Origin of the sequence: Pelagovum pacificum (assembly GCF_016134045.1) — a bacterium.
Classification (GTDB): Bacteria; Pseudomonadota; Alphaproteobacteria; order Rhodobacterales; family Rhodobacteraceae; genus Oceanicola; species Oceanicola pacificus_A.
On the sequence record NZ_CP065915.1, the window covers coordinates 507607 to 532761 of the forward strand.

A 25155-nucleotide genomic window follows, 5' to 3' on the forward strand; every position below is an offset into this window, starting at 1 on the left:
TCAACTATTTTCGGGCGAGATTCAGGGCGAGCTCTAGAGGTATCCGGATGTCACAGCCGGCGGACAGCCGCAGCGAACCGACGATTCCGAGCGTGTCGATCACGTTCCGTCCTGTCGCGGACGATTTTCACCTGCAGTCCCTCAACGTCGTGGACGGGGATGCGCGGATTGCCGTGTCGTTCAACGACGCGCGTCCGCTCGGGACCACCCTGAAGGACCGCGCCGCGCGAGAGGTCCGACAGTTTCTCGATCGCGCGGGCGAGGAACGCGGCATGTGGAGCTTTCCGGACGAGCGGATCGTTCTGCGCGATCTGCTCTTGGCGGAGCCGCGTCTGATCGTGTCGCACCGTCCGACGCTCGGCCGGGTTCATGTGCTGCGATTCAATCGCTTCTACGGGCAGGTCATGGGGCTGTTCGACGCTTCGGTGAGGATCGCCAACCCCCTGCGCAGCCAGCTCGAGGATCTCGCTTTCCGGACTGTCGAGGGGGCGATGCTGCCACTCTTCAACCTGTCAGAATTTCTCGAGACCAACCGTTTGAGCGGTGAAGAGCTCGACCGGATCCAGGTGTCGCGAATGGTCGAACTGCTCGACCAGCTTCGCGAGAAGATCGGGCAGCTTCAGCTGCACTACCTGATCCTGTCCCGGACCGTCTCGAAGGGGACGCCGGACTCGGCCTCCCGTCTCAGCACGGACCTGATGGAGCTGATCGACGGCGAAGACGTCCTGCTGGCGGAGAACGACGACACCGCGATACCGCCATTCCTCTGGTGAGGCGACCGGGCGCGATTACGCACGGTGTCCGACGATCGCGCTAGAGCCGCAGCCCGCTTTCGGCGTCGAAGACGTGGGCTTCGGCGGCGGGATAATCCAGCGCGATGCGTGAGCCGGGCGTGATGCCGCGTGCCGTCGCGGGTTCGGTCCGCACGGCCCAGATGTCGCCGGGCGCCCTGCAGAACACCGTCGCGTCGCTTCCGGTCCGTTCGGTCGATTCCACTTCGTAGAACATTCCGGCATCACCGGTGGCGATGCGGAAATGTTCGGGCCGCAGGCCGAGCCGGATCGAATGTCCCCGCTCCGGTTCTCGCGCGAATCGGTAACCGGACAGGTCGACGGCGTGACCGTCCTGCATCCGCGCCACGGGGCCGCCGCTCTCGCCGGCCTCGATCCGTGCCTCGGCGAGGTTCATGGCCGGTGCGCCGATGAACTTCGCCACGAAGAGGTTCGCCGGATTCTCGTAGACCTCGTCGGGCGTGCCGAACTGCTGGATCACTCCGCCGTTCATCACCGCGATCTTGGTCGCCATCGTCATCGCCTCGATCTGGTCGTGGGTGACGTAGACCATGGTCGAGCGAAGCTCGTCGTGCAGGCGCTTGATCTCGATCCGCATCTCGGTGCGCAGCTGCGCGTCGAGGTTGGAGAGCGGCTCGTCGAAGAGGAACAGCTCGACCTGCTTCACGAGTGCCCGGCCGATGGCGACACGCTGACGCTGGCCGCCGGACAATTGCCCGGGTTTGCGGTTCATCAGCGGTTCGATCTGCAACAGCTTCGCCGCCCAGTCGACACGCTTCTTCATCTCGTCCTTCGGCAGCCGCCGCGCGGCGAGGCCGAACTCGAGGTTCCCGCGCACCGTGAGCGTGGGGTAGAGCGCGTAGGACTGGAACACCATCGCCAGACCCCGGTCCTTCGGGTCGAGGTCGGTGATGTCGCGGCCGCCGACGTGGATCGAGCCGGCGGTGACGCTCTCCAGCCCGGCCAGCATGTTCAGCAGCGTGGTCTTGCCACAGCCCGACGGTCCGAGCAGCACGAGGAAGTCGCCGTCGTCGACCTGAAGGCTCAGGTCGCGCATCACGGTCAACCCGCCGTATTTCTTGAGGATCCTGCGAAATTCGACTTGGGGCATGGGTCTGTCCTCTTCCTGTCGGGCGTCAGCGGAAATCGACGCCGGCGTCGCGTCCGGCGGCTTTCACGCGGTCGCGGGCGATGGCGTAGTCGTCGTGGTCGAGATGTTCGAGCATCAGCGGCACGTCCTGCGGCAGGGCATCGAGCCCGCGCAGGAACGCGGCGTAGTCGAGCGCTCCGTCGCCGATCATGCATTCGTCGAGATGCAGCGCGGCCTGGTGGTGCAGCGTGATGTCCTTGGCGTGGCAGCTCACGATGTGCGGGCCGAGCCGTACGAAACAGTCGTTCAGGAAAGCGCCGCTGTTCCAGTAGCGACGGGGCGTCATGATCAGGTTCACCGGGTCGAGGTGAACGGCAAAGGCGGGCCGGTCGATGGCGGCGATCAGCTCGAGGTAGCTGTCGACGCTGTCGGGCAGCGCATACTGCATCATCTCCAGCGCGAACTTCGCGCGCTTCGGCTGCACGGCGTCGATGATCTCTCGCACCGTCTCGACGCAGGCATCGAAGCCGCGTTGTTCGAGGTTGTCCGGGTGGGGGGCATAGTCGCTGTCAGGGGCGAATGTGCCGATGTAGCTGACGGCACAGCCCGCGCCCACTTCGTCCGCGATGACGAGGCACTCCTTCGCGCGGGCGAGGTGAGCGGCGCGGCGGTCGTCCTCGATCGCGGTGAGGTTCCGCCAGATGCCGATTTCCGCGATCGTGACGTCGGCCTCCGCGAAGGCCGTCTCGATCGCGCGCAGGCGGTCGGTGTCGGCCAGGTCTACTGGCGGGCAGTAGGCCGCAGCATAACCGAATGCGCGGTGCGCCGCGGCGAACCGCGCAGGGTCGTCGTCCGGTGCGACCGGCAGGCCATGACCGCCGAGACGGATCATGGCGTCTTGTCCTTGTCCCACTCGAGCAACTCGAGGATCGCGCCCATTGCAGGCTTGCCGTTGAAGTAGGCGTAGCGCCCGCCGCCGCCGTCGAACTCGCCCGACTGGATCAGGGGGAGTCCCTTCTCTTCCATGTGGGCGGCGCGGCGCTGCATGTCGCGGGTGCGGATGCCGAGGTGGTGAAAGCAGGGGCCGTTGGCCTCAAGCTCATCGCGCCACGTGCTCGGCTCCGGTCCCGGCTCGAGGAATTCGAGGTCGATATTGCCGAAGCGGAAGAGGGCGAGCCGGTAGGTGAACCGGCCCGGCCCGCCCTCGTAGATGTCGGTCTCCGGGTTGGAGGTCGCGGTCTTGCCGACATGCACCGGCTCCTTTCCCGTCAAATCGCCGAACCAGGCGATCGAGCGGTCGAGGTCGTCGGTGACGAAGCAGACTTGCAGCACTTCGTCGAAGTCGAGCATGCGGTCATCCATCCCGGAGGGTCCTTTCAGCCTTGATTGCGATCAGTAGAAGATCGCGTCGTATTCATCCTGGAGGTCGGCCACGACGTCTTCGGTCGTCATGTCCGGGTTGCTCCAGAAGTCGAACATCACCGCCCAGATGGCCTGGTGCCAGTCGCTGTCGGAGATGTTGAACGGGTTCTGCACCGCACCGCCATCGACGGCGAGCAGGTCCTGAACCACGATGTTGCACTCGTCGAGCAGGTCGGCCGGCGCATCGGTCCGCGCTGGCGTGGCGCCCTTGTTCGCCGCGAAGGCACCGGAGATCTCGGGCGACAGCGTCGTCGCCGCGAAGGTCAGTTCCGCCTCGGTCGTCGCCTCGTCCTGCCCGCCGAGAAGCCCGAAAGCGTCGGACGTGACAGGCACCGCCAGAGCGCCGGGGATCGGGATGCAGCCGAAGTCGACACCCGGTTCCTTGCCGGCGGCCTTCCACTCGCCCTTCATCCAGTCACCCATGATGTGCAGCAGGGCGTCGCCGTTGATGACCTGGTTGGTGGTCTCGTTCCACGGGCGGTTCTGGGTTTCGGGACCAGCGTATTCGGACATCTTGCGCACGGCGGCCACGACGTCCGCGAACTCCTCCGTCTCGAACGCGGTGATGTCGGGCTCCGCGCCGTAGATGCGGTTGTAGATGTCGGGCCCTGCCATCGCGGCGGTCAGCGCGTGGGTCAGGTAGCCGACCTGGAAGGCCTGGCTGCCGACGGCAGCGGGGATGAAGCCAGCCTCCTCGACCTTGTCGAAGTCGGCGAACATCTCGTCCACGGAGGTCCAGGACGCTGGATCGACGCCGGCTTCCTCAGCGACGTCCATGTTCCAGTAGACCATGCCGTCGATGTGCAGTGCGACGGGCACTTTGACGAACTTGCCGTCCACCATGCTGAGTTCTCGCACGATGGGAGCGAGGTTCTCGGCGATGCCTTCGCTCTCGTAGAGATCGGTCAGGTCGAGCGACAGGTCCCGCGCCGCCAAGTCGCGATAGACGCCGGGGTTGCTCTCGACGAAGGCGTTGGGCGGGTTGCCGCCCGTGACCATGTTCACGAGGCTGACGTTGACGCCGGAGTTGTGCGGGATCGCCATGTCCTTCCAGGCGATGCCCTGCTCTGCGAGGGCGTCCCGCAGGACCTGAAGGGCCGAGACCTCGGCCGGCGTGGACCAGCCGTGATAGATGACAAGCTCGTCGTCCTGCGCGGCGGCGCCGCTGGCGAGAGCCACGGCGAGACCGGCCGCGACGGTGTTTCTCAGGTGTTTCATTCTGTCCTCCCTTTGGCGGCGGGGCCGCCGTTTCTCCGGCCGCGTCGGCCGGTCTTTTGTCTCCCTGCGGAGCGTCGGCGCCATCACCCCTTGATCGCGCCGGCGGTGATGCCCTGGACGAAGAAACGGCCGAGCAGGAAGTAGATGACGAGAGGCGGGATCGCGGTCAGAAGCGCCGCGGCCATGTTCTCGTTGTAGAGGGTCTCGCCCGTGGTGGTGATGACCACGTTGGCGAGGATGACGGTCATCGGCTGCGTGCCGAGCCCGCCGAAGGTCAGCCCGATCAGGAAGTCGTTCCAGATGTTGGTGATCATCAGGATCAGCACGACGATCAGGATATTGCCCGACATGGGCACGATGATGCGGAAGAAGATCTGCCAGAAGCGGCCGGAATCCATCACCGCCGCCTGCATGATCTCGCGCGGGATATCCTTGTAGTAGTTCCGGAAGATCAGCGTCAGCAGCGGCAGAGACGTGATCGCGTGGACCACTGCGATGCCCCAGACAGTGCCGTAGATGCCGAACATCCCCGTCAGGATGATGAGCGGGATCATCACGATCTGGAACGGGATGAAGGCGCACATGAAGAGCAGGAACAGGAACGGCCCCGCCCACCGGACATTCCACAGTGCCAGCGCGTAGCCCGTCACGCTGGAAAGCACGATGGATAGCACCAGCGACGGAAACAGGATGGCGAGCGAGTTGACGAAGCCGACCTTCAGCCCGTCGCAGGTGATGCCCGAGCAGGCGCTGTTCCACGCCGTGATCCAGGGCTCGATCGTCCATTCCGTCGGCAACGAGAAGATGTCGCCCAGCCGGATTTGATCGAGCGTTTTGAACGACGTCACGAGAATCACATAGAGCGGCAGGCAGAAGAAGGCCGCGCAGAAGGTGAGGAACGCGATCACCGCGATCGACCGGCCCCGGATGCGGCGTTCCTTCCGGAGAGGCACCTCGGCCAGGTATTCATCCTCGAGCTGGCCACCCGCGGCGGCGGCGTTCACGTTCATGGTCATGTCACGGACTCCTCGGCGCGGCGGCGGCGACGGGCGGCGAAGATCACCATCGGCAGGAAGAAGGCGAGCGTGATGAGCAGCATGATCGTGGCCGCTGCGCTGGCGTAGCCGAGGTTCGATTTCTGCCAGTAGGCGTTGATCGTGAAGTAGGCCGGGACGAAGGTGGACTGCCCGGGCCCGCCGTTCGTCATCGCGACGACGATGTCGTAGGCCTTCACCACGCCGAGCGACATCAGGATCGCGCAGGTCAGGAAGGTGAACTTCATCATCGGGATGACGATGCGCGTATAGAACTGCCAGACGCCGATCCCGTCGAGCCGCGCGGCCTTCCAGATCTCGTCATTGATCGATTTCAGTCCCGCCAGCATCAGCGCCATGTAGAAGCCCGCGCCCTGCCAGACGGAGGCGAGGATGATGCCGTACATCGCCGTCTCCGACCGGGCGAGCCAATCGAGCCGCACCCACGTCAGCCCCCAGTCGTGCAACGCCGCCTGCATCCCGAGCTGCGGGTCGAACAGCCAGCGCCATGCGACGCCGGTCACGATCAGCGAGATCGCCAGCGGATAGAGGAAAACCGTTCGGAAGAAGCCCTGTCCGCGCCGTTCCCGGTCGATCAGGCAGGCGAGGATGAAGCCGAAGCCGATCGCCAGCGTCGAGCCGAGTCCGAGGATCACGAGGTTCTTCAGCGAGGTGATGAAGGCGTCGTCGCCGAAGAGCCTGCCGTACTGGCGGAACAGGTTCTCCGTGTCGATCGCGTATTCGGGGAAGCGGCGGCTGCGCGTGAAGGACAGGTAAACCGTCCACAAGATCGAGCCGATGAAGGCGACGAATGTGATCGCGACCGCGGGGGCGAGTGCCACCTGCGGCATCAGCGTGCTGTGCCGTAACCTCATTGGGTCCTCCCGACTGCCACCCGACACGGCACCTCCTCGTGCTGTCGGGCTGCATTACCGGTAATGCAATCCGATTCTTCCCATTTGGTCAATCAAAATTCATATATAGTTTTTCACCGGCGCTTCTGTATTCTTGCCGGCAAGCGCTACATGCGCTCAGGAGCGCCTTGCGAACGGAGGTCCGGGCACTTGGACGGGGAGGAGACAAAGCGGCGACCCGGTCCTGCCGGGGCGGGCGGGCCGATCCGGCTGTCCGACATCGCCGCGCGCACGGGCTTTTCCAAGAACACGGTGTCGCTCGCCATGCGGGGCAATCCGCGCATCCCGGAGAAGACGCGCGACTATATCCGGGGCGTGGCCGAGGACATGGACTACGTGCCCAACCATGTGGCACGGGCGCTCACCAGCCGCCGGACCCGGACCATCGGAGTCGTTCTGTCGGACATCTCGAACCCGGTGCTGACCGAGACCTCGAAGGTGATCGAGTCGCAATTGCGCGCGAAGGGCTATTCGATGCTCTTCGCCTCCTCCAGCGACAGCGTCGCGGCAGAGGTCGAGGCGATCCGCATGTTCCGCACGCGGCAGCTCGACGGAGCGCTCGTCTACCCGACCCGGCCGCAGCGGAACTGGCCCCATGCCGAGGAAATGCGCCGCGCCGGGTTTCCGATCGTGCTCGTCACACCGGGGGGGGAGGGGGGCGCCGACCTCGTCGCGGCGGACGAGTTCGCCGGCGCCCGGATGGCCGCGATCCATCTGGTCGAGGAGGGCTACCGTCGCATCGGCGTGGTCGACGGTGACGGGCAAGACGGCAATGCCGACAAGCTGAACGGCGTGCGCGCCGGGCTCCGTGACGCGGGTCTGTCGTTCGACGAAGCGCTGCGCGCCACCCCGGAGACCCACAGCCCCGCCGGCGGCTTCTCGGCGATGGAGCGGCTGATGACAGGGCCAGAGCGGCCCGACGCCGTGTTCCTCGCCAGCGATTACCTCGCCATCGGGGCGCAGCACTGGTGCCATCTCAACGGGCTGCGCATTCCCTCCGACGTCGCGCTCGTCGGGTTCGACAATATCGCGCTGTCGGAGTTCATGCCGACCCCGCTCACCAGCGTGGACTTCGACATCGGCCATATCGCGGAACTCGCCATCGGGCGGCTCATGACCCTGATCGACGCGCCTGGCCTCAAGCCGCCGCCGACCGTGACACTCGTGGCGCCACGGCTGATCGTTCGCGACAGCAGCCGCCGCCAACGCTCAATGAACTGAAAATCACCCAAAAGGAGAATTCCATGACCATCAGGATGAAACAGGTCGCCCACGTCTGCATCTTCGCGCGCGACGTCGAAGAGACCCGCCGCTTCTACGAGGATACGCTCGGCATGAAGACGGTCTTCAACTTCACCCGCGAGGGCCGGATCTTCGGCTTCTACCTCGACGCGGGCAACCGCACCTTCATCGAGGTGTTCGAGAACACCTCGGCCACCTACGACGGCAAGAACCAGATCAACCACATCTGTCTCGAGGTCGAGGACCTGCAGGAAGCGGTGGCCCACATCCGCGCGGCAGGGACGGAGCCGACCGAGGCCCGCAAGGCCTGCGACGAGACCTGGCAGGCCTGGATCGATGACCCGAACGGCGTGAAGATCGAGCTGTTCCAGTACACCGACGCCAGTGCCCAGTTCGCCGGTGGCGATCGCGAAGCCGATTGGTAGAGGTGTCCGCCTCAGCCTGCCAGCGCGGCGGAGAGGGCCTCCGCCGCGCCGATGACCGCATCGCGCAGCAGCGCGATGCGCTCCTCCGGCTGGCCCGCGAGGAAGGGGATGCTGATGACACCGGCAAGCGCGCCGTCCCGGTCGCGGACCGGCGCGGCGACCGCGTTGATCGACGCGGAATGTTCGCCCCGGTCCACGGCCCACCCCTGCTTCTGGATGCGGTCGAGCTCGGCATCGATGTCGGCGCGGTCGGTCAGGGTCACGTCGGTGAAGCGGTGAAGATCGGGCACGCCGATCCACGTCTCGCGCTCCGCCGGCCTCATGTTCGCCAGCAACAGTTTGCCCGCCGCGCCCACGTGGATCGGAATGCGCTGGCCCGGCGTGACCGTCAGCGCATATTGCCGCCGACCCTGCGCCGTGGCGAGCACGAGCACGCCCTGCGCGTCCACGACCGAGAGCTTCACCCCTTCGCCGGTCGTCTCCGCCAACCGGTCGAGGACGGGCTGCGCGCGCCCGACGAGTGCCTCGCTCCGCGTGTCCGCCACGCGGGAGGCGAGGACCAGCAACTGCGTGCCGAGCGTGTAGCGCCCCTTGTCGTCGCGGCTGACCATGCCGTGCCGGGTCAGGGTGTTCAGAATCCGGTAGATCGTCGTGCGCGGCTGACGCAGCGCTTCGGTCAGCGCCGTGATCGACAGCCCTTCCTCGCGCTTCTCCAGTTCCCCGAAGATTTCCATCATCCGGTCGATGACGGGGACGGAGTATTTCTCGTTCGGCTCGACCGCCTGATCTCGCATGTGTCGTGTCCTTCTTGCGCGTCGACACGCGCTATAGTGCATCGTGCGATCGAGACCAATCCAGATTTGAACTACCTGTCACGGATCAATCCATGAAAATCACCGGCCTCAAGACCTTCGTCGCGAACGTCTCGCGCACCAACTTCGTCTTCGTGAAGCTCTACACGGACGAGGGGATCGATGGCGTGGGGGAGGCCACGCTCGAGTGGAAGACCCAGACCGTCGTCGCCGCGCTGGAAGAGCTCGAGCGGGTGCTCGTCGGGCAGGACCCGTTCCGCACCGACCCGCTGATCGAACAGCTCCACCGCGACAGCTACTGGCGCACCGGTGCCGTGTTCCGCACCGCACTCGGTGCGATCGACGCGGCGCTGCTCGACATCAAGGGCAAGGCGCTGGGCGTGCCGGTGTTCGAGTTGCTGGGCGGCAAGTTCCGGGATCGCGTGACCTGTTATGCCAACCACTGGTTCTTCGGCGCGGTCGAGCCCGAGGATTACGCCGCCCGTGCCAAGGACGCCGTCGCGATGGGCTACACCGCGCTCAAGTGGGACCCGTTCGAAACGGCGGACATGGAGATGTCGCTCGCCGCCCGCAGCCGTACGGTCGACATCGTCGCCGCCGTCCGCGACGCCGTGGGGCCGGGCATCGACCTGATGCTCGACGTGCACGGGCGGCTCAACGTGCCGACCGCCATCGCCATGTGCCGCGCGCTCGAACCTTACGACCTGCGCTGGATCGAGGAGCCGACACCGCCTGAATCAATCGACGCGCTGGTCGAGGTGCGCCGCAACAGCCGGGTTCCGATCGCCGCGGGCGAGCGACTGTTCGAGCCGCAGCGCGTGATCGAGGCGCTGGCGAAAGGAGCGGTCGACGTGCTTCAACCCGATGTCAGCCACGCCGGCGGACTGTCGGAGGTGAAGCGCATGGCCCATATCGCGCACGCCCACCTCATCCCGCTTGCGCCGCACAACCCGGTCGGGCCAGTGATGAACGCGATGACCCTTCACACCGCCGTTGCCATTCCCAACATGTCGATCTTCGAGACGGTTTCGGTCGATGTGCCGTGGCGCAAGGAACTGGTGCGCGAGACGCTGGTCTTCGAGCAGGGCGATCTGCTCGCCCCGACCGCGCCCGGCCTCGGGGTCGAGCTGATCGAGGAGGCCTGCGCCCGCTTTCCGTACGAACCCTACGACGTGCCCTTCTACGACGGCTCGCTGAACACTGCCGGCATCGCGACCGGGGCGAAGGTCATGGGCGACTAGCGCAGGCCGACCTTCCGGTAGATCGCCTCGAGCGCGGCCATGTTGGCGAAGGCGTCCGCGCCGCCGGTCAGCGGGCGCTGGCCGGTGCGGACCGCCTCGACGAAGGCGGCAAGCTGATAGTCGTAAGTCGTGCCGCCGGCGACGGTGTACTGCCGCACCGGTGCACCCGCGATCTCTTCGCGCAGGAAGTGCCCGTTGTGCGGCAGGCAGGGATTGTCGAGCGTGAGGGTGCCATTCTCCCCCATGATCGTCAGGGTTGCGCGGAACGGCGGGTCAATCAGGTCGGCGGTCATCCGGGCGGGGACGCCGTCGAAGTCGAGCTCCGCCTCGATCCGCCGATCCATGCCGAGCTCTGTTAGTTCCGCGGTGGCCTGCCGTACCTCGGGCTCCGCGCCGAGGGCGCAGCGCAGCCAGTGCAGCGGGTAGCAGCCGAGATCCATCATGCAGCCGCCGCCCATTGCCGGGTCGAACCGGATGTTCGCCGGGTTCCACGGCACGTCGACGTGAAACCGCGCCTCCGCCCCGGTGATCTTGCCGAGGTCGGGCAGGCGGGACAGCAGGTGCAGGAACGCCGGGTGATAGCGGTCGTGGAAGGCTTCCATCAGGATCAGGCCTGCGGCTTTGGCGGTATCGACCATCTGCCGCGCCTCGGCCTCTGTCATGCCGATCGGCTTTTCCACCAGCACGGGCTTGCCTGCTTTGAACGCCTTCAGCGTCCAGTCGAAGTGCAGGGCCGGGGGCAGGGCGATGTAGATCGCGTCCACGCCGTCGTCTTCCAGCAGCGCCTCGTAGCTGTCGTGCGCGGTGGCGATGCCGTGCTCCGCCGCGTAGTCGGCCGCTGCGCCGGGCCGGCGGGCGGCGACTGCGGCGAGGGTCGCCGCGTCGCTTCGGGCGCAGGGCTGCACGATCGAGCGGCCGGCAATGTTCGCCGCGCCCAGAAGGCCGATCCGGAGCATGTGATATCCTTTCAGTCGAAGAAGCCTGAATCTTCTGGCGAGAGCCTCTCCCGGACCGCGTCCTCCCGGAACGTCACGCCGAGGCCGGGGCGGTCGGGGACGGGCACCATGCCAGCCTCGATCGCGGGCACGCCTTCGACGAGGTCGGCCCACCATGCGGGCTCTGCCACGGGATATTCGAAGGCGATGAAATTCTGCGGCAGCGTCGCGCAGACCTGGACCAAAGCGGCGCGGCCGATCAGGCCGTTCGCGGTGCCGTGCGGCGCGATCAGGATGCCGTGCAGGTCGGCGTATTCGGCGATCCACTTCAGCTCTGCCAGCCCGCCGACGTCGGCGGGGTCGGGCCCGATCACGTGGACCGCGTTGCCGCCGACGATCTCCTTGAAATTCTGGCGAAGGTATATCTGCTCTCCGGTGTGGATCGGCACGGGCGACATGCGGGTGAGCTCGCGCCAACTCTGCGCGTCGACCCAGGGGGTGTAGTCGCCCGACAGCAGGTCCTCCGCCCACAACAGGCCGAACGGTTCGAGCTGCCGGACAAGGCGCATCGCGTCGGGCAGCATCCATCCCGGCCCGCAGTCGAGCGCGAGCCCGACCCGGCCCGCCGCGACCTCGGTCATGGCGGCGACGCAGGCGACCATGTGGTCAAGGCCCTTCTGGGTGATCGGCCCCCGGTCGAGCGCGCCGTGGAACGGGCCCGCGCCAAGCTCGCCGTAGGTGAAGCCGCTCACTGCGCGCTTCATCTCGGCGTGGAACCCGACCGGTTGCTTGACGATGGTGAAGCCCTCGGGCGCCGCGATCATGCGCTCCATGTCCTCGGCGTAATGCTCCGGCTCGGATCCGCCGAGGGGCTGGCGGACTGCGCCGTTGTAGGCTCGCACCGAGTCGCGGACCTTGCCTCCGAGCAGGCGGTGCACGGGCAGCCCGGCGGCCTGTCCGGCGATGTCCCAGAGCGCTATCTCGATCGCGCTGACGGCCGCGCCCCACGGTTTGAACCCGCCACGCTGCCGAATCCGGCGCATCGTCCGTTCCACCAGCGTCGGGTCCTCGCCGAGCAGCGCCTCGCGCAGGGCGAGCACGTGGGGCTTCAGGTAGGGCTTGTGAAACTCGGCCTCGCCGTGGCCAGAAATCCCTTCGTCCGTGACGATACGCACGATCGGCGACCGGCCGATGATGGCGCAGCGCACGTCAATGATCTTCATCCGGCCGTCCTCCCTCGCTGCGACGCGGCGGGTGACAGGCTTGACAACACCGTCTCCGATCCGCTCTCTATCCAACTGTGAACTTTATTTGTTCAAATGGCAATTACCGCGAGGGGCGGGGTTGCCGAAAACCGGCGGGCCAGCCTGCCGACCTGGGAGGAGACCAGACAATGTCCCAAGCCAAACGCATCGCGCTGTTGACCGGCGCGTCCGTCCTGTCCGTCGCGGCGATGTCCGCGCAGGCGGACGAAGTCACGTGGTGGACACCGAACTTCAACGAGGAGCGGGCGCGCGAGCTCGTCGCGCAGTTCGAGGAGGAGCACCCCGAGATTACCGTGAACCTCGAGATTACGGTCACCAACGGGCTGCCGGAACGTATCCTGACCACGCTGCGCTCGGGCTCCGCGCCGGACCTGATCGACGTGCAGCACCCGTGGGTGAACGGCTACGCGCAGAATGACCTCGTGATGCCGCTCGACGACGTGCTGACCGACGCCGAGGATTACAACGAGGCGGCGATCGACTACGTCACGTGGAACGACCAGCTCTGGGCCGTGCCCTACCGGATCGAGGCGATGGCCGTGATCTTCAACAAGGGCGACTTCGAGGCTGCCGGCCTCGATCCCGAGGCCCCGCCCGAGACGTGGGCCGAGCTTGCCGAAGCCGCGCAGGCGCTCACCGGGGACGGCAAGTTCGGCTTTGCCATCACCGGCGGCGGCGAGGTCGGCAACACGATCTTCCGCTCCGTGCCCTTCGTCTGGATGAACGGCGGCGACCTGATCTCCGAGGACGGCACGGAGGCGATCATCAACAGCCCCGAAGCCGTCGAGGCAGTGAAATACTGGACCGACATGTATGTCGATCTCGGAGTCTCCCCGACTTCCACGCTCGAGAACGACGGCACCGCCAACCGTCGTCTGTTCATTGCCGACACCGTGTCGATGTACCAGTCCGGCCAGTTCGACCTTGCCTCCATCGCCCAGGAAAACCCCGACATCGACATCGGCGTGATGATGCAGCCCCACCCCGAGGGGAAGGACCCGGCGTCGATCCTCGGCGGCTGGTCCTGGGTGATCCCGGCGGATGCCGAGAACCCGGACGAGGCGAAGGTGCTGATCGAGTGGCTGGCCCAGGCCGAGAACATGGGCTTCTACACCGACACCTTCCCGGCGCGTGTCTCTGCGATGGACATGCCGCGCTTCGATGACCCGATGCTCGAGGTCTATGGCGACATGCTGCCCTACGGCCGCCCGCTGCCGAACCATCCGAACTGGGTGCAGATCTCGCAGGCCTACTTCGACGGCATCCAGCGGATCCTGATCGGCGAAATGGACGCCCAGGAGTCGATGGACCTCGCCGCCGAGGACATCCAGGCGCTGCTCGATTGACCTGATGGCCGCGCCGTGCGCTTCGGCGCGCGGCGCGACCCCCTCCACCATTTCCGAACCGACGGGAGCTGCGCCATGCGCCGCCTGCCAACAGGCCTACTCTTCGCGATGCCCGCGCTCGTCGTCATGACGATGCTGATCGCCTACCCGGTGGTCTACACCGGCATCCTGAGCGTGACCGACGCTGACGGCGCCTTCACCGGAGCCGAGAACTTCCGCGATGTTCTCGCGGCACGGGTCACGCCCAAGGCCTTCCAGAACACGCTCTGGTGGGTCGGCGGCTCCATCGTGTTCCAGATCATCCTCGGCACCGCGACGGCGATCCTGCTGAACCAGAAATTCCCCGGGCGTGGCATCGTGCGCTCCATCGCCGTGATCCCGTGGGTCGTTCCGGGCATCGTTGCCGCGACCACGTGGGCGTGGATGTTCCACACCGAGTTCGGGATCATCAACTACATGATGACGTCGAGCGGCGTGGCCGACGCGCCGATCGGCTGGCTGACCAACCGCCACACCGTGATGCCGGCGATGATCGCCATCAACATCTGGAAGCTGTTCCCGTTCGTCGCGATCATGGTGCTTGCCGGTCTCCAGTCCATTCCGAACGATCTCTACGAGGCGGCCCGCGTCGACGGGGCGAGTTTCTGGGACGAGACGTGGCACGTCACGCTGCCGCAGGTGCGTCCGGTTCTGATCGCGGTGACGCTACTGCTGGTGATCTGGGCGCTGAACCACATCACCACGATCTACGCGATCACCAAGGGCGGGCCAGCGAACCTCACGCTCATCACGCCGATCCAGATCTTCAAGCTCGGGTTCGAGCAATTCCAGTTCAACCAGGCCGCGGCGCTGTCGGTGATCTTCTTCACCGTCGCGATGGTGATCGTCGCGCTCTACATCCGGTTCCTGGCGCAGGGCGGGGAGATCGCGAAATGAAACGTCCCGCCATCGGCACCGCCGCGATCTATGCGGGAGCGCTGCTGCTCGTCCTTGTCTGCCTGTTTCCGTTCATGTGGATGCTCGTCAGCTCGCTCAAGGAACTGCGGGAACTCTACACGATCCCGCCGAGCTGGATTCCGAAGAACCCGACGCTTGAGAACTACGCCTCCGTCCTGTGGGAGAGCAATATTCCCCGCTACTTCCTGAACTCGGTGGTGATCTCGGTCGGCTCGACGGTGCTGGCGATCATCCTCGCGGTCTTCGCCTCCTACGGGTTCGCCCGCTTCCGGTTCCGGGGCAAGGCGGCGGCGCAGAGCTTCGTCCTTGTCGGGCAGTTGCTGCCGACAGCGGCGATCATCGTCCCGCTGTTCATCACACTGCGCTGGCTCGACCTCGTGAACACCTACTGGGGGCTGATCCTCGTCTACATGATCATCACCCTGCCGCTCTCGGTCTGGATGCTGACGAGCTATTTCCGCGCCATCCCGCCCGAACTCGAGGAGGCCGCCATCATCGACGGGGCGAGCCGGGTCGGCGTGCTCTTCCGTATCACGTTGCCGCTGTCGCTTCCGGGCCTCGTCGCGGTCGCCGTCTACGCCTTCGTGACGACATGGAACGAGTTCATCTTCGCGCTCTGCTTCGCGACGGACAGCTCGGTGAAGACGCTGCCCATCGGGCTGGCCGAGTTCACCACCGAATTCAACACCGACTGGGGCTCCGTCATGGCGGCCTCGATGATCATGACGGTCCCGGTCGCGCTGCTCTTCCTGTCGATGCAGCGGCTCTTCATCGGCGGTCTGACCGCCGGCGCAACGAAAGGATAGACGACCGTGATCAATGACGTGAACGGCATCCCGCAGATCGGCCTCGGCACTTTCGGACGTACGGGAGACGACGGCCTCGCCGCTCTGCTCGAGGGGATCGAGGCCGGCTACCGCCACATCGACACCGCGCAGAGCTACGACACCGAGCGCAACGTGGGTGAAGCGATCCGCCAGTCCGGCATTCCACACAACGAGTTCTTCATCACGACCAAGATCGTGGACACGAAGCTGCGCCGTGACGATGCGCTGGCGAGCGTGGAGGGCAGCCTCGAGGCACTGGGCGTCGACCGGGTCGACCTGCTGCTGATCCACTGGCCCTCCTTCCACGACGAGGTTCCGATCGAGGAGTATCTCAACGCCGCCGCGGACTGCCGCGAGCGCGGCCAGACCCGGATGATCGGTGTGTCGAACTTCACGATCGACCACCTGAAGCGAACCGAAGCGGTGTTGGGGAAGGGGGTTATCGCGACCAACCAGGTCGAGCTCCACCCCTACCTCCAGTCGCCCAAGCTGACCGGCTACGCCGCCGAGATCGGCCTGCCACTGACCGCGTACCAGCCGCTCGCGCAGGGCAAGGTCGCCGACGATCCGGTTCTGTCCCGTATCGCCGAGGCGCATGGTGTGACCGCCGCCGCGATCTCGCTCGCGTTCCTGATGGCGGAGGGGCACATCGTCATCCCGGCCTCCTCCAACGCGCAGCGCCTGCGCGACAACCTCGCCGCGCAGGACGTGTCGCTGAGCGAGGCGGAAGTCGGCGAGATTCGCGGCCTCGACCGGGCCGAGCGACTGATCCAGCCGCCCAAGTCCCCCGACTGGGACGACAGGTGATCTCATGGGAACGGTAACCATATCAGACGTCCGGAAGTCCTATGGGGGGCTCGAAGTCCTGCACGGTATCGACGTCGCCATCGCCGACGGTGAATTCGTCGTGCTGGTGGGCCCGTCGGGCTGCGGAAAGTCCACGCTCCTTCGGATGATCGCCGGGCTGGAAGAGATCACCTCCGGCGAGATCGGCATCAACGGCCGGGTCGTGAACGACCTGCGTCCGAAGGAGCGGGACATCGCGATGGTGTTCCAGTCCTACGCGCTCTATCCGCACATGACGGTCGCGCAGAACATGGGGTTTTCGCTGAAGCTCGCCCGCGCCGACAAGGCCGAACGCGCGCGGCGTGTCGCTGAAGCCGCGCGTATCCTCGACCTCGAACCGCTGCTCGACCGCAAGCCCGCGCAGCTCTCGGGTGGACAGCGCCAGCGGGTCGCGATGGGCCGCTCCATCGTGCGCGACCCGGCGGTGTTCTTGTTCGATGAGCCGCTGTCCAACCTCGATGCAAAGTTGCGCGTCGCGATGCGCTCCGAGATCAAGGCCCTGCACCAAAGGCTTGGCACCACGACGGTCTACGTCACCCACGACCAGATCGAGGCGATGACCATGGCCGACCGGATCGTCGTCATGCATGACGGCATCGTGGAGCAGGTGGGTACGCCGCTCGAGCTCTACGACACGCCGGCCAACACCTTCGTCGCGGAATTCATCGGCTCGCCTGCCATGAACCTGATCGACGGTCGGATCGAAGGCGGACGTTTCGTGACGCCCGGCGGCGACGTCGTCGAGCTTGCCGGACGTCATGTCGCCGAGGGGCCCGTGCGCCTCGGCGTGCGGCCGGAACATTTCGCCGTCGCCGAGACCGGCATTGCCGTCCGCGTGGTGACGGTGGAGCCGACCGGCTCCGAGACGCTGGTCACGGCCAGGGTGGGCGAGGGCGAGCTCGTCGCCGCCTTCCGCGAACGGATCCAGGCCCGTCCGGGCGAAACGCTTCACCTCCACCCCGATCCCGAACAGCTTCATCTTTTCGACGCGACGTCCGGCGAGCGGCTGAACCCCTGACCATTGAGGACCGACATGACGAGGATCCCGACCGAGATTGCCAAGATCGAAAGGCCCTCCCGCGCCTTGTGCGACCGTCTTGCAGAGATCGGCTCCGCCACCGCGTCGAGCGAGCTGAACCGCGTCTTCGGCATTCGAAGCGTCCACATCGAAGGGCCGCAGGCGCTGGTTCGCGGACGCAAGGCGGTCGCCGGTCCGGCGCTCACGCTGCAGTTCATGCCCAAGCGCGAGGACCTTTTCAAAGGCGGCGAATACGACAATCCGGAACTCCAGCTGCACCGGCACGTGATGTATCCGGCGGAGGCCGGCGACATGATCGTCGTCGATGCCTGCGGTGACATGTCCTCCGGCATCTTCGGAGAGATGATGCTGACCTTCTTCGCCGGCCGGGGCGGTCTCGGCGTCGTCGTAGACGGCTGTATCCGCGACAGCGGCCCCGCGCGGGACATCGACGTCGGGATCTGGGTCAAGGGCACCACGCCGAACTACCACGCGCAGACCTCGATCGTGCCCTGGGCGGTCAACGTGCCCGTCCAGTGCGGGGGCGTTCTGGTGATGCCCGGCGACATCATCGTTGCGGACGACGACGGCGCCATCGTGGTCCCCGCCGGACTTGGTGAGCAGCTCGCCGACGTTGCCGGAGAGCACGCGGAGTGGGAGGAATTCTCGCGTCTGCGCCTGAGCCAAGGGGCTGATCTTGCGAAATACTATCCCCTCACGGACGAGGTTCAGGACGAATACCTCGCCTGGAAGTCCGCGCAGGAGGATGGGTCCGGATCATGAGCGCGCACTACCCGTCGCTGGAGGGTCGCAGCGTCGTCGTCACTGGCGGCGCCACCGGAATCGGCGCGGCCCACGTCGAAGCCTTCGCTGCTCAAGGTGCGCGGGTCGCGTTCCTCGACATCGACCGGGCGGCGGGTACGGCGCTGGAGGCGACAGCATCCGGCAGCACGTTCCTGCCCTGTGATCTCACCGACCTCGAGGCGCTGAAGGCGGCGCTGGAGGCGGCGGCAGACCGCAACGGACCGGTCGAGATCCTCGTCAACAACGCCGCCGACGACACGCGACACGACCTCTCTGCAATCACGCCCGAGTATTTCGACAGTCGTATCGCGGTGAATCTCCGCCATCTCGTCTTCGCCGCCCAGGCGGTTGCCCCGGCCATGCGCGCGGCAGGACGGGGGGCGATCATCAACACCGGCTCGATCTCATGGCGCGGCGGCTTCGGTGGTATGCCGCTCTACATGACCGCCAAGGCGGGGATCGAGGGCCTGACACGCGCGCTGGCCCGAGATCTCGGGCCCGACCGCATCCGGGTCAATTGCATCATCCCCGGCTGGGTGATGACCGAGAAGCAGCTGCGCGAGCGTGTCGACGACGCCGGTCGTCGCATGATCGCAGAGCGCCAGTTCCTGCCCGACCCGGTGCTGCCCGAAGATGTCTCCGCACTCGCGCTCTGGCTGGCCTCGGACGCCGCGAAGGCCTGCACCGCGCAATGTTTCGTCGTCGATGGCGGGTGGATCTAGGGGGGCAGTCCGATGGCCTCCGCCGACCCGGGCAAGCCGACGAGCTGACCGGTCTTTCTAGTGGAGCTTCAGCGTTCTGCGCACTTTCGCGCGCAGCTCCGCCTGGTGGATCGGCTTCTCAAGGATGTCATCGACCATGTCCTGAAACTGCTCGTAGTGGCCGAGCATCGCTATTCGGCCGCTCAGGACGATGATCGGAATCGCCGCCGTGGATGGCGTGTCGCGAAGTGCGCGGACGAGTTCGAAGCCACCGTGTCCCGGCATCGCGATGTCCGTGATGATCAAGTCCGGCGCAACCTGCTTGAGGGTTTCCAGCGCATCGGACGTATTCATGCGGGAGACAACGCGGACCTCGAAAGCATCTTCCAGGATCGACCGTACCAGCTCGCAAGCGATCGGATCGTCATCGATGTGGAGAATTGTATGGGTCATAAATATCCGATTCGCTGGAAGTGTCGCGATTGCGGGGGCAACAGCGAAAACCTTCCAAGTGTAAGTCGTTAAACACATCTAGTGATTTCGTGGCGCAGAACTAGGTTGCGGGCGGGGATTAGTCCACCGCGGAAATCGGGCGCTTTAGGCCTCCGGAAATAGTGCGAGACGTCGTGCGATCGCCTCGGTAACGCGCCTGACACCACTGGCGGAAACATGCGGCGCAACATGCTCCATTGGACCGGTACGTAAATCTCCGCGCAAAGCGTCGTACCGAGCTCGCTAAGCGCCGTATCCCTTTTTCGGCGACAGGTGTGGCCAGCGGGTAGAGTTGGCGATCCCGTCCTCTCAACCCCCTGGAAATCGGCAACCGGAGTCGCGGACAGACGAGCCCGCAGGCCATGCTCCGGAGGCGCCCACTTGTGGTCTCTTAGTAGAACAGAGCCGTCGGAAATTCTCTCAAGGCTCGCTGGTCAGCCCTTCGACACGGACGAGGTCGCCGGACTGCCGCCGAAGATCCGTCCCTAGCCGACATCGATCACCTTGATCATCGCATCGTGCGCCTTGGCGGGCTGGCGGCAGGCGATCGCATCGGCGATCAGCTGGTGGCCGTCGCAGATCTTTCGCAGCTCCTCGGGGTGCGGGTCGGGGGAGGAGCGGCGCAGCAGCGATAGAAGGGCAGCTTCCACAAGCGAGACGACGGACTGGAAGAAGGCGTTGCCGGCCGCGTCGAAGACAGCCCGGTGGAACTCCATGTCCGCGAGCGAGAACTCGGTCTGGTCCTGCGCGCTCCGCATCGCTTCGACACAGGCGGCGAGACGATCGAGATCGGCGGCGGTCGCGTTCTCCGCGGCGAGGCGGGCGGCGAAGGGCTCGAACGCCAGACGCATCTCGAACAGCTGCTGATAGAAGCGGCAGCTCGGTTCGCCGTCCAGATGCCAGCGCAGCAGCTGGGCATCGAACATGTTCCACTCACGTCGTGGCCGGACGCGGGTCCCGACGCGGGCCTTGGCCACCACCATGCCCTTGGCTGCAAGGGTCTTCATCGCCTCGCGCAGAACGGTCCGGGAGACGCCGAAGACCTCAATCAGCTCTTCGTCGCGGGGCAGGAGCTCACCGTCGGGCGGCTCGCCCGCGACGATGGCCCGGCCGATCCCTTCGACCACGCGCCCGTGGTTGCTGCCGCCGGTGCTGAGGCCCGGATCGATCAGGTCGAGGAATTTGCCCATGTCAGGTCGTGATGCCGCGTTGTCTCTGTCCCAGTGTGAGAAGCGCTTTTTGCAGCAGGATGAAGAGAAGTAGAAGAAGCCCGATCGCGATTTTCGTCCACCAGCTCGACAGCGTGCCGTCGAAGACGATGTAGGTCTGGATCAGGCCCATCGTGAGCACGCCGATCAGGGTGCCGAAGACGAACCCCGACCCGCCGCTCAACAGGGTCCCGCCGATGACGACCGTGGCGATGGCGGTCAATTCGGTCCCAACGGTCGCGAGCGGGTAGCCAGAGCCGGTGTAGATGGAAAAGACGATGCCGGAGAGGCCGGCCATGAAGCCGGACACGGCGTAGATCAGGATCGTCGTCCGACCGACCGCGACGCCCATCAGGCGCGCGGTATGCTCTCCGCCGCCCAGAGCGAAGACCGACGTGCCGAAGCGGGTCCGGTGGGCGAGGATCATGCCACCCGCGACCGACAGCAGCATGAGGATGCCGATCAGCGTCAGCCGCCCGCCGCCGGGCATCCGCCAGTAGGCGTCCTGCAGCACGTCGTCGTAGAAGGCGTGATCGATCGAGACGCTGTCGATCGTCAGCATGTAGGCCGCGCCCCTGGCGAGGAACATGCCCGCCAGTGTCACGATGAAAGGTGGCATGGCGAGCCCGTGGATCAGCCCGCCCATCGCCGCCCCGAACCCCGTGGTGATGACAAGCAGGAGCGCGAAGACGATCAAGGGGTGCAACCCCGTGTCGCGCAGCACCACGGCGATGAAAACGCCTGAAAAGGCGATCACCGACCCGACGGACAGATCGATCCCGCCCGACAGGATGACGATGGTCATGCCCACGGCCGCGATGCCGAGGTAAGCGTTGTCGGTCAGCAGGTTGCAGATCACCCGCGTCGACAGCATCGCCGGGAACTGGATGTAGCAGATCAGGTAGGCCACCAGAAAGATCGCGATGGTGGCATAGAGCGGAAGGACCCGGGCGTTCATTCGGCGGCCTCGTTCTTTCTGGACGCCGCCGCCCCTCGGTTCCGGCGAAACAGGGCGGACAGCTGGGGATTGAGACGGGGCGACTGCAGCACGAGGATGACGACGACGAGGCCCGCCTTGATGACGAGGTTGAACTCGGACGGGAACCCGGCGAGCAGGATGCCGGTGTCGATCGTCTGGATGATGAGCGCGCCAAGCAGCGACGCCGCGATGGAGAAGCGCCCGCCGAGCAGCGATGTGCCTCCGATGACGACCGCAAGGATCGCGTCGAGTTCGAGCCAGAGGCCTGCATTGTTGGCATCGGCGCCCCGGATGTCGGCGGCGACGATGATGCCGGCGATGGCGGCGCAGAGGCCCGAGGCGATGTAGACGGCGATCAGCAGGACGCGGGCGTTCACCCCGGCGAGCGCGCTCGCGGGGCGGTTGATGCCGATCGCCTCGATCAGCAGGCCAAGCGCTGTGCGTCGCACCAGCAGGCCGACCGCGATGCCGACGACGATCCAGATCAGGATCGGTGTAGGTATGCCCAGAAAGTCGCCCGCGCCGAGGAACGCGAGGCCCTCGTTGCTGAATGTCAGGATCCGGCCTTCGGTGATCATCTGCGCCACGCCGCGTCCGGCGACCATCAGGATCAGCGTCGCGACGATCGGCTGGATGCCCGCCACGGCGACAAGCACGCCGTTCCACAGGCCGCAGATCAGCCCGGCCCCGAGCCCGATCAGGATGGCCGACAAGACGCCATAGTCGTTGGACACGGCCCAGGCGGAGGCTGCGCCGCAGATCGCCATGACCGCGCCGACGCTCAGATCGATCCCTTTGGTCGCGATCACCAGCGTCATGCCGACGGCCAGAAGCGCGACCGGCGCGCCGCGCTTCAATACGTCGACAGCGCTGCCGACGAAGCGGCCGTCGACGATCTCGACGGCTAGGAAGCCCGGGAAGAACAGCGAGACGAGCGCCACGAGGGCGACGAGCGTGATCAATTGCGGGGCGAGGCGGCGAAGACCGTGGCTCATAGTGCGGCTCCCTCGGTCGTGTCGTGAGCGGCGATCGACTTGATGATGCGGCCCGTCTCGATCTCTTCACCCACCAGTTCGGAGACATGGCGGCGGTCACGCACCACGATGACGCGGTCGGACGCGGCGATCAGCTCGTCGAACTCGGACGAGATCAACAGGATCGACATGCCCTGGTCGGTCAGCTCGCCGATCAGCTTGAGGATCTCGGCATGGGCACCGACGTCGATGCCGCGCGTCGGCTCGTCGAGGATCAGGAAGCGGGGGTTCATCGCGAGCCAGCGGGCCAGCACGACCTTCTGCTGGTTGCCCCCCGAGAGGTCGCCCACGGCCTTCTCCGCGTCGGAGGTGCGGATGTCGAGGCGACGGATGTAGTCATCGGCAAGGGCGCGTTGCTCGGCCCGGGGGATCGGCTTGGCCCAGCCCCGCCGTGCCTGAAGGGCGAGCGCGATGTTCTCGCGCACCGAAAGATCCGCGATGATCCCGTCGGTCTTGCGGTCTTCGGGCGCATAGCCGAAGCCACCCGCTATCGCGGCGCGGGGATTGCCGAGGTCGACGGGGCCGTCGGCGTCGGTCGCCTTGCCCCGGTCGGGCGGTGTACGCCCGAACAGCACATCCGCCGTCTCGGTTCGGCCGGAGCCGAGCAGACCGGCAAGCCCGATCACTTCGCCCTTGCGGACGGACAGATCGAACGGCTCCACCTTACCGCGCCGGGCGAGACCTTCGAACCGAAGCACTTCCGGGCCGGCCTCGCGGCTGGTCTTGCGGCTTTCGGCCTCCTCCAGTTCGTGGCCGAGCATGTGGTGGATCAGCTGCAGGCGATCCATCTCGGACGTCTCGGCGGTGACGATATGGCGCCCGTTGCGGAGCACCGTCATCCGGTCGCTGAGCTCGAACACCTGATCGAGGAAGTGCGAAATGAAGATGATGCCGAGCCCACGGTCCCGCAGGCGCCGGACGACGTCGAACAGCGTCTCGGTCTCTCGGGCGTCGAGGCTCGCGGTCGGCTCGTCGAGGATCAGCACCTTGCCGGAAAGCGCGACGGCGCGGGCGATGGCGACGATCTGCTGCACGGCGACGGAATATGTCCCGAGTTCGCGGCCGACATTGACGTGGTCGAGCCCGTAGCCCGCAAGCATCTCTTCGGCGTCCGCCCTCATCTGCCGCCCCGAGACCATGCCGAACCGAGTCGGCTGGCGTCCGAAGGTGAGGTTCTCGGCCACGGTGAGGTTCGGCAGGAGGTTCACTTCCTGGTAGACCGTGCCGATACCGAGCTCCTGCGCCTCTAGCGTGGAGGTGGGTGAGATCGGTTGGCCATCGAGCGTGATCTCCCCGCGGTCGCGGATGTGGACGCCGGTCAGGCACTTGATAAGCGTGGACTTTCCCGCGCCGTTCTCCCCGAGAAGCGCATGGACCTCGCCGGCCCTGAGGTCGAACCGGACCCCGTCGAGCGCGACCGTGCCGGGGAAGGTCTTGGTCAGGTCCTCGATGGTCAGCAGCATGGGAAACCTTCTTGGCAAAGGGTTGCGGGGCACCTCGCAGATGCCCCGCGCCGTCAGTCAGGTGGGCCGAGCCCGCCGACTGATCAGTAGCCGAGGTCCTTGCGGGCCTCGTATTCGCCCATCGGATCGTCGGCCTGGGTGTAGAGCGTGGATTCGGTCTGGATGAACTTCTCCGGCTCGGTGCCGTCGTTCATGTAGGCATCGAGTGCGTCGAAGGCCGGGCCGGCCATGTTCGGCGTCAGCTCGACCGTGGCGTTGGCATCGCCGTCGGCCATGGCGAGGAAGATGTCCGGCACCGCGTCGATGGAGACGATGAGGATGTCGTCGCCGGGATCGATGCCCGCTTCCTTGATGGCCTGGATCGCGCCAAGGGCCATGTCGTCGTTATGGGCGTAGAGCGCGCAGATGTTGTCGCCGCCACCTTCCGCCTGAAGGAAGCTCTCCATGACTTCCTTGCCGCCGGAGCGGGTGAAGTCGCCGGTCTGGCTGCGGACGATCTCGATATCGTCGTGACCTTCGATGGCGCTCAGGAAGCCGTTCGCCCGGTCGATGGCCGGGGACGAGCCGGTGGTGCCCTGAAGCTCGACGACGCGGCACTCGCCCTCGGGCTTGTTGTCGACCAGCCACTGGCCGGCGACTTCACCCTCGTGGACGAGGTCGGAGCCGACGGCAGTCAGGTAGAGCGACGGATCGCTGTCCACCATCCGGTCGAGCAGGACGACCGGGATCTCGGCTTCCGCGGCCTCTTCCAGCACGCTGTCCCAGCCGGTCGCCACAACCGGAGCGAGCAGGATCGCGTCGACGCCCTGGGCGACGAAGGACCGGATCGCTGCAATCTGGTTTTCCTGGCGCTGCTGCGCGTCGGAGAAGCGCAGATCGATGCCGCGCTCTTCGGCCTGTTGCTGCGTGACGGTGGTTTCCGCCGCACGCCAGCCCGATTCAGACCCGATCTGCGAGAAGCCGATGGTCTGTGCGGTCGCACCTGTAGAGAGCGCAGCCAAGGCTGCACCAAGCAAATATTTCTTCATGATTTCCTCCCAAAAATCTGGCCGGAGCCAAGCGAAGATAAATCATACTATATGACTTTAGGC

The 25155-nt window shown here is 65.9% G+C and carries 26 protein-coding genes; 11 read left to right on the forward strand and 15 right to left on the reverse strand.

From position 1 onward, the window contains the following. Window positions 1–47: 47 nt before the first annotated feature. The gene (locus tag I8N54_RS02690; RefSeq protein ID WP_140194047.1) at window positions 48–773 is read left to right on the forward strand and encodes a hypothetical protein; all 726 of its coding nucleotides are present in this window, start codon (window positions 48–50) and stop codon (window positions 771–773) included. A 40-nt stretch (window positions 774–813) separates the two neighbouring features. Here the strand turns inward: I8N54_RS02690 and I8N54_RS02695 are convergent, their stop codons facing one another. From I8N54_RS02695 to I8N54_RS02720, 6 genes are all read right to left on the reverse strand, one after another. Next, window positions 814–1902, reverse strand: a complete 1089-nt coding sequence (locus tag I8N54_RS02695; protein ID WP_140194046.1) for an ABC transporter ATP-binding protein — start codon at window positions 1900–1902, stop codon at window positions 814–816. Window positions 1903–1927: 25 nt separating this feature from the next. Beyond that, window positions 1928–2773 (reverse strand): sugar phosphate isomerase/epimerase family protein, encoded by an 846-nt coding sequence (locus I8N54_RS02700; protein WP_140194045.1) that lies wholly within the window; start codon window positions 2771–2773, stop codon window positions 1928–1930. Beyond that, window positions 2770–3243: a VOC family protein gene (locus I8N54_RS02705; RefSeq protein WP_140194044.1), complete on the reverse strand. Its 474-nt coding sequence runs from the start codon at window positions 3241–3243 to the stop codon at window positions 2770–2772. Before I8N54_RS02705 ends, I8N54_RS02700 begins: the two co-directional genes overlap by 4 nt. Before the next feature lie 30 nt (window positions 3244–3273). After that, on the reverse strand, window positions 3274–4521 hold the full coding sequence (locus I8N54_RS02710; RefSeq protein ID WP_140194043.1) for an ABC transporter substrate-binding protein: 1248 nt from the start codon (window positions 4519–4521) through the stop codon (window positions 3274–3276). 83 nt (window positions 4522–4604) lie between these two features. Next, complete coding sequence (locus I8N54_RS02715) at window positions 4605–5537, reverse strand: carbohydrate ABC transporter permease (RefSeq protein ID WP_140194042.1); 933 nt, start codon at window positions 5535–5537, stop codon at window positions 4605–4607. Continuing rightward, on the reverse strand, window positions 5534–6430 hold the full coding sequence (locus I8N54_RS02720) for a carbohydrate ABC transporter permease (protein WP_140194041.1): 897 nt from the start codon (window positions 6428–6430) through the stop codon (window positions 5534–5536). Before I8N54_RS02720 ends, I8N54_RS02715 begins: the two co-directional genes overlap by 4 nt. Before the next feature lie 189 nt (window positions 6431–6619). Here I8N54_RS02720 and I8N54_RS02725 point away from each other — a divergent pair, with 189 nt between their 5' ends. After that, a complete protein-coding gene (locus tag I8N54_RS02725) occupies window positions 6620–7690 on the forward strand; it encodes a LacI family DNA-binding transcriptional regulator (protein WP_197097527.1) in 1071 nt (356 codons plus the stop codon). A gap of 23 nt (window positions 7691–7713) precedes the next feature. Continuing rightward, the gene (locus I8N54_RS02730; protein ID WP_140194039.1) at window positions 7714–8136 is read left to right on the forward strand and encodes a VOC family protein; all 423 of its coding nucleotides are present in this window, start codon (window positions 7714–7716) and stop codon (window positions 8134–8136) included. Between the two features lie 11 nt (window positions 8137–8147). On the opposite strand, the gene I8N54_RS02735 is transcribed toward I8N54_RS02730, so the two are convergent. Then, window positions 8148–8930: an IclR family transcriptional regulator gene (locus I8N54_RS02735; RefSeq protein ID WP_140194038.1), complete on the reverse strand. Its 783-nt coding sequence runs from the start codon at window positions 8928–8930 to the stop codon at window positions 8148–8150. A 5-nt stretch (window positions 8931–8935) separates the two neighbouring features. Between I8N54_RS02735 and I8N54_RS02740 the strand changes: the two genes are divergently transcribed. Then, window positions 8936–10189 (forward strand): mandelate racemase/muconate lactonizing enzyme family protein, encoded by a 1254-nt coding sequence (locus I8N54_RS02740; RefSeq protein WP_269434064.1) that lies wholly within the window; start codon window positions 8936–8938, stop codon window positions 10187–10189. Here I8N54_RS02740 and I8N54_RS02745 read toward each other — a convergent pair. Further along, window positions 10186–11145 (reverse strand): Gfo/Idh/MocA family protein, encoded by a 960-nt coding sequence (locus I8N54_RS02745; protein WP_140194036.1) that lies wholly within the window; start codon window positions 11143–11145, stop codon window positions 10186–10188. The genes I8N54_RS02740 and I8N54_RS02745 overlap by 4 nt on opposite strands. Before the next feature lie 11 nt (window positions 11146–11156). Beyond that, complete coding sequence (locus tag I8N54_RS02750; RefSeq protein WP_140194035.1) at window positions 11157–12347, reverse strand: mandelate racemase/muconate lactonizing enzyme family protein; 1191 nt, start codon at window positions 12345–12347, stop codon at window positions 11157–11159. Between the two features lie 170 nt (window positions 12348–12517). Here I8N54_RS02750 and I8N54_RS02755 point away from each other — a divergent pair, with 170 nt between their 5' ends. The 7 genes from I8N54_RS02755 to I8N54_RS02785 all read left to right on the forward strand — a co-directional run bounded on the left by I8N54_RS02755 (window position 12518) and on the right by I8N54_RS02785 (window position 18909). After that, window positions 12518–13735, forward strand: a complete 1218-nt coding sequence (locus I8N54_RS02755; protein ID WP_140194034.1) for an ABC transporter substrate-binding protein — start codon at window positions 12518–12520, stop codon at window positions 13733–13735. 75 nt (window positions 13736–13810) lie between these two features. Beyond that, a complete protein-coding gene (locus tag I8N54_RS02760; protein WP_140194033.1) occupies window positions 13811–14671 on the forward strand; it encodes a carbohydrate ABC transporter permease in 861 nt (286 codons plus the stop codon). After that, window positions 14668–15498, forward strand: coding sequence for a carbohydrate ABC transporter permease (locus I8N54_RS02765; protein WP_140194032.1), 831 nt, complete (start codon window positions 14668–14670; stop codon window positions 15496–15498). The genes I8N54_RS02760 and I8N54_RS02765 overlap by 4 nt, the downstream gene beginning before the upstream one ends. A gap of 6 nt (window positions 15499–15504) precedes the next feature. Further along, window positions 15505–16326: an aldo/keto reductase gene (locus I8N54_RS02770; protein ID WP_140194031.1), complete on the forward strand. Its 822-nt coding sequence runs from the start codon at window positions 15505–15507 to the stop codon at window positions 16324–16326. A 4-nt stretch (window positions 16327–16330) separates the two neighbouring features. Next, complete coding sequence (locus I8N54_RS02775) at window positions 16331–17383, forward strand: ABC transporter ATP-binding protein (RefSeq protein ID WP_140194030.1); 1053 nt, start codon at window positions 16331–16333, stop codon at window positions 17381–17383. A 15-nt stretch (window positions 17384–17398) separates the two neighbouring features. Then, window positions 17399–18166, forward strand: a complete 768-nt coding sequence (locus I8N54_RS02780; protein WP_140194029.1) for an RraA family protein — start codon at window positions 17399–17401, stop codon at window positions 18164–18166. Beyond that, on the forward strand, window positions 18163–18909 hold the full coding sequence (locus I8N54_RS02785; protein WP_140194028.1) for an SDR family NAD(P)-dependent oxidoreductase: 747 nt from the start codon (window positions 18163–18165) through the stop codon (window positions 18907–18909). The genes I8N54_RS02780 and I8N54_RS02785 overlap by 4 nt, the downstream gene beginning before the upstream one ends. Window positions 18910–18966: 57 nt before the next feature. Here I8N54_RS02785 and I8N54_RS02790 read toward each other — a convergent pair whose 3' ends face one another. The 6 genes from I8N54_RS02790 to ytfQ all read right to left on the reverse strand — a co-directional run bounded on the left by I8N54_RS02790 (window position 18967) and on the right by ytfQ (window position 25092). Then, on the reverse strand, window positions 18967–19341 hold the full coding sequence (locus I8N54_RS02790; protein WP_197097526.1) for a response regulator: 375 nt from the start codon (window positions 19339–19341) through the stop codon (window positions 18967–18969). A gap of 524 nt (window positions 19342–19865) precedes the next feature. Next, window positions 19866–20570: a FadR/GntR family transcriptional regulator gene (locus tag I8N54_RS02795; RefSeq protein ID WP_140194026.1), complete on the reverse strand. Its 705-nt coding sequence runs from the start codon at window positions 20568–20570 to the stop codon at window positions 19866–19868. 1 nt (window position 20571) lies between these two features. Next, the gene (yjfF, locus tag I8N54_RS02800; RefSeq protein WP_140194025.1) at window positions 20572–21546 is read right to left on the reverse strand and encodes a galactofuranose ABC transporter, permease protein YjfF; all 975 of its coding nucleotides are present in this window, start codon (window positions 21544–21546) and stop codon (window positions 20572–20574) included. After that, window positions 21543–22562, reverse strand: coding sequence for an ABC transporter permease (locus I8N54_RS02805; RefSeq protein WP_140194024.1), 1020 nt, complete (start codon window positions 22560–22562; stop codon window positions 21543–21545). Before I8N54_RS02805 ends, yjfF begins: the two co-directional genes overlap by 4 nt. Further along, a complete protein-coding gene (locus tag I8N54_RS02810) occupies window positions 22559–24064 on the reverse strand; it encodes a sugar ABC transporter ATP-binding protein (protein WP_140194023.1) in 1506 nt (501 codons plus the stop codon). The genes I8N54_RS02805 and I8N54_RS02810 overlap by 4 nt, the downstream gene beginning before the upstream one ends. Before the next feature lie 83 nt (window positions 24065–24147). After that, window positions 24148–25092, reverse strand: a complete 945-nt coding sequence (ytfQ, locus tag I8N54_RS02815) for a galactofuranose ABC transporter, galactofuranose-binding protein YtfQ (protein WP_140194022.1) — start codon at window positions 25090–25092, stop codon at window positions 24148–24150. Window positions 25093–25155: the final 63 nt, after the last annotated feature.

Excerpts from the sequence above, each read along its gene's own strand:
- I8N54_RS02705 (WP_140194044.1), bottom strand. The coding sequence starts at position 3,243 with ATGGATGACCGCATGCTCGACTTCGACGAAGTGCTGCAAGTCTGCTTC.
- ytfQ (WP_140194022.1), bottom strand. The coding sequence starts at position 25,092 with ATGAAGAAATATTTGCTTGGTGCAGCCTTGGCTGCGCTCTCTACAGGT.
- I8N54_RS02780 (WP_140194029.1), top strand. The coding sequence starts at position 17,399 with ATGACGAGGATCCCGACCGAGATTGCCAAGATCGAAAGGCCCTCCCGC.
- I8N54_RS02755 (WP_140194034.1), top strand. The coding sequence starts at position 12,518 with ATGTCCCAAGCCAAACGCATCGCGCTGTTGACCGGCGCGTCCGTCCTG.
- I8N54_RS02745 (WP_140194036.1), bottom strand. The coding sequence starts at position 11,145 with ATGCTCCGGATCGGCCTTCTGGGCGCGGCGAACATTGCCGGCCGCTCG.
- I8N54_RS02765 (WP_140194032.1), top strand. The coding sequence starts at position 14,668 with ATGAAACGTCCCGCCATCGGCACCGCCGCGATCTATGCGGGAGCGCTG.
- I8N54_RS02700 (WP_140194045.1), bottom strand. The coding sequence starts at position 2,773 with ATGATCCGTCTCGGCGGTCATGGCCTGCCGGTCGCACCGGACGACGAC.
- I8N54_RS02795 (WP_140194026.1), bottom strand. The coding sequence starts at position 20,570 with ATGGGCAAATTCCTCGACCTGATCGATCCGGGCCTCAGCACCGGCGGC.
- I8N54_RS02735 (WP_140194038.1), bottom strand. The coding sequence starts at position 8,930 with ATGCGAGATCAGGCGGTCGAGCCGAACGAGAAATACTCCGTCCCCGTC.
- I8N54_RS02720 (WP_140194041.1), bottom strand. The coding sequence starts at position 6,430 with ATGAGGTTACGGCACAGCACGCTGATGCCGCAGGTGGCACTCGCCCCC.
- I8N54_RS02810 (WP_140194023.1), bottom strand. The coding sequence starts at position 24,064 with ATGCTGCTGACCATCGAGGACCTGACCAAGACCTTCCCCGGCACGGTC.
- I8N54_RS02790 (WP_197097526.1), bottom strand. The coding sequence starts at position 19,341 with ATGACCCATACAATTCTCCACATCGATGACGATCCGATCGCTTGCGAG.
- I8N54_RS02760 (WP_140194033.1), top strand. The coding sequence starts at position 13,811 with ATGCGCCGCCTGCCAACAGGCCTACTCTTCGCGATGCCCGCGCTCGTC.
- I8N54_RS02805 (WP_140194024.1), bottom strand. The coding sequence starts at position 22,562 with ATGAGCCACGGTCTTCGCCGCCTCGCCCCGCAATTGATCACGCTCGTC.
- I8N54_RS02690 (WP_140194047.1), top strand. The coding sequence starts at position 48 with ATGTCACAGCCGGCGGACAGCCGCAGCGAACCGACGATTCCGAGCGTG.
- I8N54_RS02715 (WP_140194042.1), bottom strand. The coding sequence starts at position 5,537 with ATGACCATGAACGTGAACGCCGCCGCCGCGGGTGGCCAGCTCGAGGAT.
- I8N54_RS02750 (WP_140194035.1), bottom strand. The coding sequence starts at position 12,347 with ATGAAGATCATTGACGTGCGCTGCGCCATCATCGGCCGGTCGCCGATC.
- I8N54_RS02775 (WP_140194030.1), top strand. The coding sequence starts at position 16,331 with ATGGGAACGGTAACCATATCAGACGTCCGGAAGTCCTATGGGGGGCTC.
- yjfF (WP_140194025.1), bottom strand. The coding sequence starts at position 21,546 with ATGAACGCCCGGGTCCTTCCGCTCTATGCCACCATCGCGATCTTTCTG.
- I8N54_RS02785 (WP_140194028.1), top strand. The coding sequence starts at position 18,163 with ATGAGCGCGCACTACCCGTCGCTGGAGGGTCGCAGCGTCGTCGTCACT.
- I8N54_RS02730 (WP_140194039.1), top strand. The coding sequence starts at position 7,714 with ATGACCATCAGGATGAAACAGGTCGCCCACGTCTGCATCTTCGCGCGC.
- I8N54_RS02695 (WP_140194046.1), bottom strand. The coding sequence starts at position 1,902 with ATGCCCCAAGTCGAATTTCGCAGGATCCTCAAGAAATACGGCGGGTTG.
- I8N54_RS02710 (WP_140194043.1), bottom strand. The coding sequence starts at position 4,521 with ATGAAACACCTGAGAAACACCGTCGCGGCCGGTCTCGCCGTGGCTCTC.